A 10906-nucleotide genomic window follows, 5' to 3' on the forward strand; every position below is an offset into this window, starting at 1 on the left:
ACTGCGAGGCCCGCAGCGCCAGCGTCGTGCGTGAAGGCGGCACCTGCACCTGCACCAGACTGCGAGGCCCGCAGCGCCAGCGTCGTGCGTGAAGGCGGCACCTGCACCTGCACCAGTCCGAGCACCGGGTCGAACGAGATCAGCCGCGCGTTCATCGCCTTGCCGTTCAGGCCCAGCACTTCGCACGGCTCTTGGGCGGCGTGCGCTTCGGGCGTCGGGTAGACGGCGTAGGGCGGCGTCGGCCAGGCGAACCCCGGGACGGCGTCGGGCGCCTGCGCATGCGGCTGGCGTGGCGCGAGCGCGTCGAGGTCGTTCGGGACCAGGGACAGCTGAGCGGAGAGGTCGGACATGGCCTTGCGTTGGAGCAATCGAATGGCCATGCGCACGCGACAGGCGTGGCTCGGCCCTGGCAGCGATCGTAGGTTGGTAGCGCTGTCTTTGCAGCGAGAAAAGCAAGTCTCCAACCGGCCAGTTCGTGACATGGCACCGGCGAAGGACGACAGTCACAATGCGCGGGACGGCAACCTTGGCGCACATCGCATGAACCTTCGTTTTGTCGAAGCCTTCTACTGGGTGGCCACGCTGAAAAGCGTGTCGCGCGCGGCCGAGAAACTCTTCATCACCCAGTCGGCCATGTCCAGCCGCATCGCGGCGCTGGAAGACGAGCTGGGCGTGTTGCTGCTGGACCGGCGCGACAAGCAGGTGCGGCTCACGGCCGCCGGCGGCCGCTTCCTGGTGATGGCCGAACGGTTGTTGTCGTTGCAGCGCGAGATCCGCGACGAGATGGGACGCAGTGCCGAGTCGGGCCTGAACCTGCGCATCGGCGCGATCGAATCGGTGTTGCACTCGTGGCTGATCGACTGGGTGCGCGAGATGCGCGCGGCGCAGCCCGGGCTCGAACTGGAGCTGACGGTCGAAACCACGCCTGTGCTGGTCGACCAGATGCGCCGCGGCCGGCTGGACCTGGCGATGGCGGCCTTGCCGTCTTCGGGTGACGGCTTGCGCCAGCAGGCGCTGCCGCCGATGCCGATGTGCTTCGTCGGCCATGCACAACTGCACAAAAAGCGCCGCTACTCGCTGGCCGACCTGGCGACGCTGGAGCTGTTGACGTTTCAGCGCGGTTCGCAGCCGCACGTGGCGCTGGTCGACCTGATGCGCCAGGCGGGCCACACGCGGTTGAAGGTGCACGCGATTTCGTCCGTCTCAGCGATGGTCCAGCTGATCGAAGGCGGCCTCGGGGTGGCCACATTGCCGTTGGCGGTGGTGCGCCGGCTGTCCGAACGGCAGCCGCTGCGGGTGCTGCCCTGCGAGGCCGAGATGCCGCCTTTGCCGATCTTCCTGAGCTACCGCGACGACCCGGGATCAGCGTTAACCCGCACTGTTGTGGACGCGCTTTTGGGCTTCAAGGCGATTCAAGTTGGGTCATCTAAAAAATCGATGAGGTCATAGAGAAATTTCCCGTTTGTGGTCCCCGAGGGGTGGCTCACACAATGCGCCCCATTGGTGAACCCACAGTGAGAAAAGGGGTGATTCGATGAGCACGGCGACGGTATTTGCAAGCAGCGCGGCGGTGGCCCGGGCGGCCATCCGATCGGGCCAAGTCAATGGCCACACCAGCGGTCTCGCGGGCCGGCATGTGCAGGGCAACGTGGTGATCCTGCCCGAGGCCTGGGCCGGCGAGTTCCTGCAGTACTGCCGAGCCAATCCGAAGCCTTGCCCCTTGCTGGCGGTGACCGAAGCCGGTGACCCCATGCTGCCCACGCTGGGCGACAACATCGACATCCGCACCGACGTGCCGCGCTACCGCGTCTGGCGCCATGGTGAGCTGGTCGATGAGCCGACCGACATCCGCGCGCTGTGGCGCGACGACCTGGTCAGTTTCGTGATCGGCTGCTCGTTCTCTTTCGAGCAGGCACTGGCCGACGAAGGCGTGCCGCTGCGCCATGTCGAGCAGGGCCRCAATGTGGCGATGTACCGCAGCGCGCTGCCCACCGTGCCTGCTGGCCGTTTCGCCGGCCCGATGGTGGTGTCGATGCGGCCGCTGCGCAAGGAAGACGCGAAGCGCGCCGCCGAGATCACGGCCCGCTACCCGCGGGTGCACGGCGCGCCGGTCCACATCGGCGACCCCGCACAGATCGGCATCGCCGACATCCACCGGCCCGACTATGGCGACGCGGTCGAGATCCGCGACGACGAGGTGCCGGTGTTCTGGGCTTGCGGCGTCACGCCGCAGGCTGCGCTGGCCGCCGCGCGCCCCGAGTTCTGCATTACCCATGCGCCTGGCGCCATGCTGATCACCGACTGGCTCAACCACCAGATGGCCGGGCACTGAGCCGGGCACCGAACCTCACTTTTGCCGTTCACTGAGGAGACCTTGATGAAGACCTGGATCGCCGCCGCACTGGCCGTCACCATCACCCCGTTCGCTCAAGCCCAGACCAAGTGGGACCTGCCGTCGGGCTACGCCACCAACACCTTCCAGGTGCAGAACCTGCAGTGGTTCGCCGACGAAGTGGCCAAGTCCAGCGGAGGCAAGCTGAAGATCACGCTGCACCCGAACGCATCGCTGTTCAAGGCCAACGAGATCAAGCGCGCGGTGCAGTCAGGCCAGACGGCGATCGGCGAGTTCATCCTGTCCAGCGCGGCCAACGAGAACCCGATGTTCGGGCTCGATTCGATCCCCTTCCTGGCCACCAGCTATGTCGAGGCGAAGAAGCTCGACGAGGTGTCGCATCCGCAGCTCGAGCGCACGCTGCACGAGCAGGGCCTGAAGCTGCTCTACACCGTGCCGTGGCCGCCGCAGGGGCTGTACTCGATCAAGCCGGTCGCCTCGATGCAAGACCTGAAGGGCACCAAGATGCGGGCCTACAACCCGGCCACCTCGCGCATTGCCGAATACGTGGGCGCGCAGCCGGTGACCATCCAGCTGGCCGAGTTGCCGCAAGGGCTGGCGACGGGCACGGTGCAGACCTTTCTGACCTCCAGCGCGTCGGGCGTCGACAGCAAGCTGTACGAGCAGGTCAAGTACTTCTACGACGTCAACGCCTGGTTGCCGCGCAACGCGGTGGTAGTGAACCAGAAAGCCTTCGACTCGCTGGACAAGCCGACGCAGGACGCGGTGCTGAAGATCGCTGCCGAGGCGGGCAAGCGCGGCTGGCAGATCAGCGAGCAGAAGGACGCCGAGTACATGAAGGAGCTGGCCGCCAAGGGCATGACGGTCGACACCACCAGCGAAGGTTTGAAGCGCGAGCTGAAGGTGATCGGTGGCCGCATGACGATCGAGTGGTTGAAGACCTCGGGTGACGAGGGCAAGGCCGTGATCGACAACTTCCGCAAGTGAAGCCAGAGACCAAGACCATGGAAACCACGGCAACTTTGACGGCCGGGGCCAGGCCCCTGTTGGCCACCGCCGCGCCCGGCCGCTTGCGCCGCACGCTGGACGCGCTCTTCCTCGCCGCTGGCGGCCTGGGCGCCCTGTGCGTGGCGCTGATCTGCGCGCTCATGATCTGGCAGAGCGTCGCCCGCGAGTTCGGCGTGTCCACCGGGGCCATCAACGACATCGTCGCCTGGCTTTGCGCGGCCTCGGGCTTCTTCACGATGGCCCATGCGTTCAAGCACGGCGACTTCGTCCGCGTGACGCTGCTGATGGAAAAGCTGCCGCCCGCACCACGCCGCGCGCTGGAGCTGGTGTCGCTGGTCATCGCCACCATCGCGGTCGGCTACCTGACCTGGTGGGCCTGCGCCTTCACCTATGAAAGCTGGCGCTTCCACGAACTGGCACAAGGGCTGCTGCCGCTGCCGATCTGGATCCCGCAGACCAGCTTCGCGCTCGGCTCGATCCTGCTGTGGCTGGCGGTGATCGATGAACTCGTCATCGTCGCCCGCGGCGGTGAACCGACCTATGTCCGCCTGGTGGCCGAGCGCCACGCCGCGGGTGACTACTCGTCCGACCTTTGATCCGCTGAGAGATTTCACACCATGAGTACCTTGATGGTCGGCGGCTTCTTGCTGCTGTTGATGATGATGCTGCTGTCCGGCGGCGTCTGGATCGCGATGACGCTGGCGATCTGCGGCTGGGTCGGCCAGGCTTTTTTCACCAGCACCCAGCCGGGCTTGAACCTGTTCTCGGCCTTCTGGGAGTCGAACGCAAGCTGGGAACTGGCGGCACTCCCGCTGTTCATCTGGATGGGCGAGATCCTGTTCCGCAGCAAGCTGAGCGAAGAGATGTTCGCCGGCCTCGCGCCATGGCTGAACCGAATCCCCGGCAGGCTGATGCACACGACGATCCTGGGCTGCGGCATCTTCGGCTCGGTGTCGGGCTCGTCGGCGGCGACCTGCGCGACGATCTCGAAGGTGGCGTTGCCTGAGCTGAAGAAGCGCGGCTACAACGAGAAGATGGTGCTCGGCTCATTGGCCACGGCCGGCACGCTGGGCATCCTGATCCCGCCGTCGATCACGATGGTGGTCTATGCGGTGGCGGCCGATGCGTCGATCATCCGCGTCTTCCTGGCCGGCTTCCTGCCCGGGCTGGTGCTGATGGCCTTGTTCTCCGGCTACATCGTCTGGTGGAGCCTGAAAAACAAGGACCTGATGCCGCCGGCCGAGCCACCGACGACGCTGATGGAAAAGATCCGCCTGTCGCGCAACCTCATCCCTTGCGCCGCACTGATCCTGTTCATCGTCTATGTGCTGCTGGCGGGTTTTGCCACCGCGACCGATTGCGCTGCCTACGGCGTGGTCGGCTCGCTGGGTCTGGCGCTGTGGAGCCGGTCGCTGACCTGGCAGAACTTCAAGGACGGTCTGTTCGGCGCGGCGCGCACCAGTTGCATGATCATGTTCATCCTGGCCGGCGCCGCCTTCCTGACCAAGACGATGGCCTTCACCGGCATTCCGCGTGAGCTGGCCGAGTGGGTCAACAGCATGCACCTGCCGGGTTATGCGCTGATCAGCGTACTCGTGCTGGTCTACCTGGTGCTTGGCACCGCGCTCGACGGCATCTCGATGATCGTGCTGACCAGCGCAGTGGTGCTGCCGATGATCCAGAAGGCCGGTTTCGACCTGGTGTGGTTCGGCATCTTCATCGTGCTGCTGGTCGAGATCGCCGAGGTCACGCCCCCGGTGGGTTTCAACCTCTTCGTGCTGCAGAACATGACCGGCAAGGACGGCAACCTGATCGCCAAGGCGGCGATCCCGTTCTTCTTCTGCCTGGTCGCCTGCATTGCGCTGATCACGGCCTTCCCCAGCATCGTGACCATCGTGCCCGATCTGGTGATGGGGCCGGAACGCTGACCTGCGCAGCGACGCCTCGCAGTCTTAAGGGGTCCACCATGTTCCAGCTCTCTACGCCTACCCGGCGCGCCTGGCTGCGCGCGGCCTTGGCCACCACCGGTGCGCTGCTGCCCACCCTCGGCCGGGCTGACGCCGCGCCCTGGCGCTGCGCCACCGGCTACCGCGCCGACTCGTTCCACGGCCGCAACCTGAGCCAGTGGCTGGGCGAGTGGGCGGCGGCCGCGCCGGGCGCCCCCAAGGTGGACCTGCACGCGAACAACAGCCTGGTCCAACTGGCGGCGATCGCCGGACAGGTGCGGGCCGGCAGCGTGGAGCTGGGCGAAACCATCATGAGCAGCCTGGTGACCGAGATGCCGGTGGCCGGTGCAGATAGCGTGCCTTTCGTCGTGCGCGGCTATGCCGACGCCAAGCGCCTGTGGCGCTACCAGCGCCCGATCATCGAGCGGGCGTTCGCCGACGTGGGCTTGGTGCCGCTGTACGCCGTGCCGTGGCCACCGCAGGGGCTGTACACGATGCGCCCGTTGGCCGGCTTGTCCGAGCTGCGCGGCAGCCGCATGCGCAGCTACAACCGCAGCACCGCGCGCATCGCCGAGCTGCTGGGCTGCACGCCGGTTGATGTGCCGATGGCCGAAGTTGGCCAAGCCTTGGCCGAGGGCCGCATCGACTGCATGATCACCTCGGCCGTCACCGGAGTCGAAAACCAGGTCTGGCGTCAGCTGAAGCACTACCACGAGATCAACGCGTGGTTTCCGAAGAACATCGTGTTCGCCAATGCGCAGGCCTACGGCCAGCTCGACGCCTCGACGCGCCGTGCGCTGCAGAACGCCGCCGGCGCGGCCGAAGCGCGCGGCTGGGCGGCCAGCGAGACGGCGGCCACCGAATCGGTGGCCGAGCTGAAGCGCCAGGGCATGAAAGTGGACCCGCTGCCAGTCACCGCGCTGAACGAGTTGCGCCGCCTGGGCGAGCGCTGTTCTCTCGAATGGTTGCGCGAGGTCGGGCCGTTGGCCAACCAGATCTTCATTCCTTATTACACCCAGGCCTGAATCCCGGCTCGCGTGCCGCCGCCGACCTGCCTACACTGACCTCACTTCACCGATGACCATGCAAGACAACACCCCGTCCCGTTGGCAGTTCTGGATCGACCGTGGCGGCACCTTCACCGACGTTGTCGCGCGCCGGCCCGATGGCACGCTGGCGACCGCCAAGCTGCTGAGCGAGAACCCCGAGCAATACCGCGACGCGGCGATCGAGGGCATCCGCCGGCTGCTGGGCCTGAAGGCCGGCGAGGCGATCACGCCCGAGCGGGTGGAATGCGTGAAGATGGGCACCACGGTGGCCACCAATGCGCTGCTCGAGCGCAAGGGTGACCGTACGCTGCTGGTCACGACGCGTGGCTTTCGGGACGCGCTGCGCATTGCTTACCAGGCGCGGCCGCGGCTGTTCGACCGGAACATCGTGTTGCCCGAGCTGTTGTACGAGCGCGTGATCGAGGCTGACGAGCGTGTCGGCGCCGATGGCGAGCTGGTGCAGGCGCTGGACGAAGCGGCGCTGCGGCGCGAGCTGGCCGAGGCGCACGCCAGCGGCATCCACGCCTGCGCGATCGTCTTCATGCACGGCTATCGGCACACGGCGCACGAGCAAGCGGCGGCGCGGTTGGCGCGCGAAGCCGGTTTCACGCAGGTCAGTGCCTCGCACGAGGTGAGCCCTCTGATGAAGCTGGTGGCGCGTGGAGACACCGCAGTGGTTGATGCCTATCTGTCGCCGATCCTGCGCCGCTATGTCGAGCAAGTCGCGAGCCAGATGCCGGGAGTGCCGCTGTACTTCATGCAGAGCTCGGGCGGTTTGACCGAGGCGAACCGCTTCCAGGGCAAGGACGCGATCCTCTCCGGCCCGGCGGGCGGTATCGTCGGCATGGTGCGCACGGCACTGGCGGCGGGGCACGACAAGGTCATCGGCTTCGATATGGGCGGCACGTCGACGGATGTGTCGCACTTTGCCGGCGAGTTCGAGCGCGCGTTCGACACGCAGGTGGCCGGCGTGCGGGTGAGGGCGCCGATGATGAGCATCCACACTGTGGCGGCGGGTGGCGGCTCGGTCATTCGCTTCGACGGGGCGCGGCTGCGTGTCGGGCCCGAGTCGGCCGGCGCGAACCCTGGCCCGGCCAGCTACCGCCGTGGCGGGCCGCTGGCGACGACCGATGCTAACGTGATGCTCGGCAAGGTGCAGCCGGACTGGTTCCCGAAGGTCTTCGGCCCGGGGGCGAACGAGCCGCTGGACCGTGCAGTGGTGGTGCGCCGTTTCACCGAGTTGGCCGAGCAGATGAGTCAAGCGTCTGGCCGCCCGGTCAGTGCCGAGCAGGCCGCCAATGGCGCATTGCGCATCGCGGTGCAGAGCATGGCCAATGCGATCAAGCGCATCTCGGTGGCCCGCGGCTATGACGTGACGCGCTACACGCTGCAGTGCTTCGGTGGTGCCGGTGGCCAGCACGCGTGCCTGGTGGCCGATGCTTTGGGCATGACGCGCGTGCTTGTGCATCCGCTGGCGGGGGTGTTGTCGGCCTACGGCATGGGCTTGGCCGACCAAATCGCGATGCGTGAGGCTTCGGTCGAGCACCCGCTCGATGAGTGCGGGCTGGAGGCGGCGCGGGCCAAGGGTGCAGGGCTGGCCGAGTCAGCCACCACCGAACTGCTGGGGCAGGGGCTGCCGGCCACGCGCATCGCGGCCAAGATCGGCCTGTTGCTGCGCTACGAAGGCACCGACACGGCGCTGCGCGTCGACCTGCCTGACACCGGCGGCGCGGCGCGCGACATCGCGACGCTRCAGTCCGGCTTCGAAGCCGCTTACCGCCAGCGCTTTGCATTCCTGATGGAAGGGCGGCCGTTGGTCATCGAGGCGGTCTCGGTCGAGGCGACTGGCGCGAGCGACGAGCAACTCGAAGTTGCCGCCGCCGGGGCAGCCGATGCCTACGAGCCGAAGCCTGTCGACACGGTGCGCATGTATGCCGAGGGTGCGGATGGTGCCGAGGCGTGGCACGACGCGGGCCTGTTCCTGCGCGACAACCTGCAGCCCGGGGCCACGATCACTGGCCCGGCGGTGATCGCCGAGGCGAATGCGACGACGGTGGTCGAGCCGGGCTGGCAAGCCTTGCTCGCGGCAAGTGGCTCGCTGGAGCTCAAGCGTGTGCAAGCGCGGGCCACTCGCCATGCGCTCGGCACGCAGGTCGACCCGGTGATGCTGGAGGTGTTCAACAACCTGTTCATGAACATCGCCGAGCAGATGGGCTTGCGGCTGCAGAACACAGCGGTGTCGGTCAACATCAAGGAGCGGCTCGACTTCTCTTGCGCGCTGTTCGATGCGGCCGGCCAGTTGATCGCCAACGCGCCGCACATGCCGGTGCATTTGGGCTCGATGAGCGAGTCGATCCAGACCGTGATTGCCGGTAACCCCGAGATGCGGCCAGGCGATGTGTATGTGCTGAACGACCCGTATCACGGTGGTACCCACTTGCCGGACGTGACGGTGGTGACACCGGTGTACCTTGAGCCCGGCGACGCAAAGCCTTCGTTCTACGTGGCCGCRCGTGGCCACCATGCCGACATTGGCGGCCTGACGCCAGGCTCGATGCCACCGCTGTCCAAGACCATCGACGAAGAAGGCGTGCTGATCGACAACTTCCTGCTGGTGCGCGACGGGCGTTTGCGCGAGGCCGAGTTCATGGCGCTGCTGCGCTCTGGCCGCTACCCGGCGCGCAACCCCGAGCAGACGCTGGCCGACCTGCGTGCGCAGATCGCCGCGAACGAGAAGGGCGTGCAGGAACTGCGCGCGATGGTCACGCAGTTCGGCCGGCAAACGGTGTCCGCCTACATGGGCCATGTGCAGGCCAACGCCGAAGAGTCGGTGCGCCGCGTCATCACTGCGCTGAAGGATGGCGCGTTCACGCTGCCGCTGGACAACGGCGCGCAGATCCAGGTGAAGGTGACTGTTGACGCGGCGGCGCGCGGCGCGACGATCGACTTCACCGGCACCAGCGCGCAAGCGGCCAACAACTTCAACGCGCCGAAGTCGGTGACGATGGCGGCGGTGTTGTATGTCTTCCGCACACTGGTCGACGACGACATTCCGCTCAACGCGGGTTGCCTGAAGCCGCTGAAGGTGATCGTGCCCGAAGGTTCGTTGCTGAACCCGCGTTCGCCGGCGGCTGTGGTGGCCGGCAACGTCGAGACCTCGCAGTGCGTAACCAACGCCTTGTACGGTGCGCTCGGCGTGATGGCCTCGGGCCCGTGCACGATGAACAACTTCACCTTCGGCGATGCGAAGCACCAGTACTACGAAACGATCTCGGGTGGCTCCGGTGCCGGCCAAGGGTTCGACGGTACGGCGGTCGTGCAGACCCACATGACCAACTCTTACCTCACTGACCCCGAGGTGCTGGAGTTCCGCTTCCCGGTACGGTTGGACGGCTACGAGATCCGCGCGGGCTCTGGTGGTGCCGGTCAGTGGCGTGGCGGCGATGGCGGCACACGGCGTGTGCGCTTCCTCGCGCCGATGACCGCGTCGATCCTCAGCAACGGCCGCGTGCACCCGGCCTTCGGCATGGCCGGTGGGCAGCCCGGCGCGCTGGGCGCCAACCGCGTCGAGCGCGGGAACGGGCAGGTCGAGCATCTGCCGCACATCGCGTCGGTCGAGATGGGTGTCGACGACGTGTTCGTGATCGACACCCCTGGGGGCGGTGGCTACGGTGAAGCGTGATGACTGAAGACGATGCCGTGATCCTGCTGACCGGCTTCGAGCCTTTTGGCGGCGAGCTGATCAACCCGAGCTGGGAGGTGGCGCGTGCGCTGGACGGCGCGCCGATCGCCGGCGCGCGTGTGGTGGCGCACCTGCTGCCTTGCCGTTTCGGTGCCGCTGGCGAGGCGGTCCATCGTCTGGTGACCGATCTGCGGCCGGTCTGTGTGCTGGCACTGGGCCAGGCCAGCGGCCGCGCCGACTTTTCGATCGAGCGGGTGGCGATCAACGTGGACGATGCGCGCATCCCCGACAACGAAGGCGCGCAGCCGATCGACGAGCCGGTGGTGGCCGACGGCCCGACGGGATACTTCTCGACGCTGCCGATCAAGGCGATGGTGGCTGGTTTGCGCGCCGTGGGGTTGCCCGCGTCGGTGTCGCAAAGCGCCGGCACCTTTGTCTGCAACCACGTCTTCTATTCCCTGATGCACAGCCTGCGTCAGCGCCCCGAAGTGCGCGCCGGTTTCATGCACCTGCCGCTGCTGCCGGCCCAGGCCTCGCGCCACCCCGGCGTGCCTTGCATGCCGCTGCCCTTGATGGTCGAAGGCATGCGCCAGGCCTTGCGCATCGCCGTGACGCACCGCGGCGGCGATACCGTGCAGGCCGAAGGCCAGATTGCATAACAACTGCACATTAGGGGGCTGCTTCGCCTCAGATTTGAAGTGCAACACTTCTTCTCCAAGGAGCAGTTGCACGAATGGGAATCCGATACTCTCACCTGTCCTCGACAGATCGCGTTCGTATTGAGGTCTGCTTGCGCTACGGCGCTCGTGCGGCCGCCGTGGCACGCTTTGTCGGCTGCCATCGGTCTACCATTTGGCGGGAGCAAGAA

The 10906-nt window shown here is 66.8% G+C and carries 9 protein-coding genes and 1 pseudogene; 9 read left to right on the forward strand and 1 reads right to left on the reverse strand.

The genetic code is table 11. The annotated features are described in order from the left end of the window. Positions 1 to 350, reverse strand: a pseudogene (locus AC1DYI_RS17405) (hypothetical protein); the annotation flags it as partial. 190 nt (positions 351 to 540) lie between these two features. Between AC1DYI_RS17405 and AC1DYI_RS17410 the strand changes: the two are divergent. From AC1DYI_RS17410 to AC1DYI_RS17450, 9 genes are all read left to right on the forward strand, one after another. Beyond that, on the forward strand, positions 541 to 1449 hold the full coding sequence (locus AC1DYI_RS17410; RefSeq protein ID WP_477205395.1) for a LysR family transcriptional regulator: 909 nt from the start codon (positions 541 to 543) through the stop codon (positions 1447 to 1449). Between the two features lie 85 nt (positions 1450 to 1534). Beyond that, positions 1535 to 2332, forward strand: a complete 798-nt coding sequence (locus tag AC1DYI_RS17415) for a putative hydro-lyase (protein WP_477205396.1) — start codon at positions 1535 to 1537, stop codon at positions 2330 to 2332. Positions 2333 to 2377: 45 nt separating this feature from the next. Next, positions 2378 to 3340 carry a TRAP transporter substrate-binding protein gene (locus tag AC1DYI_RS17420; protein ID WP_477205397.1) on the forward strand — a complete coding sequence of 321 codons (963 nt, stop codon included), beginning with the start codon at positions 2378 to 2380 and terminating at the stop codon, positions 3338 to 3340. Positions 3341 to 3423: 83 nt separating this feature from the next. Continuing rightward, a complete protein-coding gene (locus AC1DYI_RS17425) occupies positions 3424 to 3957 on the forward strand; it encodes a TRAP transporter small permease (protein ID WP_477205402.1) in 534 nt (177 codons plus the stop codon). Positions 3958 to 3978: 21 nt separating this feature from the next. Then, on the forward strand, positions 3979 to 5289 hold the full coding sequence (locus AC1DYI_RS17430) for a TRAP transporter large permease (RefSeq protein ID WP_477205398.1): 1311 nt from the start codon (positions 3979 to 3981) through the stop codon (positions 5287 to 5289). Positions 5290 to 5327: 38 nt separating this feature from the next. Then, entirely contained in the window at positions 5328 to 6332 is a 1005-nt protein-coding gene (locus AC1DYI_RS17435; protein WP_477205399.1) for a TRAP transporter substrate-binding protein, read from the forward strand. A gap of 52 nt (positions 6333 to 6384) precedes the next feature. Then, positions 6385 to 10038, forward strand: a complete 3654-nt coding sequence (locus AC1DYI_RS17440; protein WP_477205400.1) for a hydantoinase B/oxoprolinase family protein — start codon at positions 6385 to 6387, stop codon at positions 10036 to 10038. Next, the gene (gene pcp / locus AC1DYI_RS17445) at positions 10038 to 10697 is read left to right on the forward strand and encodes a pyroglutamyl-peptidase I (RefSeq protein ID WP_477205401.1); all 660 of its coding nucleotides are present in this window, start codon (positions 10038 to 10040) and stop codon (positions 10695 to 10697) included. Before AC1DYI_RS17440 ends, pcp begins: the two co-directional genes overlap by 1 nt. Positions 10698 to 10771: 74 nt before the next feature. Then, a partial coding sequence (locus tag AC1DYI_RS17450) for a helix-turn-helix domain-containing protein (RefSeq protein ID WP_477205403.1) occupies positions 10772 to 10906 on the forward strand: 135 nt, incomplete at its 3' end.

This window comes from Ideonella sp. P3_A4, from assembly GCF_056403075.1.

Excerpts from the sequence above, each read along its gene's own strand:
- AC1DYI_RS17430 (WP_477205398.1), top strand. The coding sequence starts at position 3,979 with ATGAGTACCTTGATGGTCGGCGGCTTCTTGCTGCTGTTGATGATGATG.
- pcp (WP_477205401.1), top strand. The coding sequence starts at position 10,038 with ATGACTGAAGACGATGCCGTGATCCTGCTGACCGGCTTCGAGCCTTTT.
- AC1DYI_RS17410 (WP_477205395.1), top strand. The coding sequence starts at position 541 with ATGAACCTTCGTTTTGTCGAAGCCTTCTACTGGGTGGCCACGCTGAAA.
- AC1DYI_RS17420 (WP_477205397.1), top strand. The coding sequence starts at position 2,378 with ATGAAGACCTGGATCGCCGCCGCACTGGCCGTCACCATCACCCCGTTC.
- AC1DYI_RS17435 (WP_477205399.1), top strand. The coding sequence starts at position 5,328 with ATGTTCCAGCTCTCTACGCCTACCCGGCGCGCCTGGCTGCGCGCGGCC.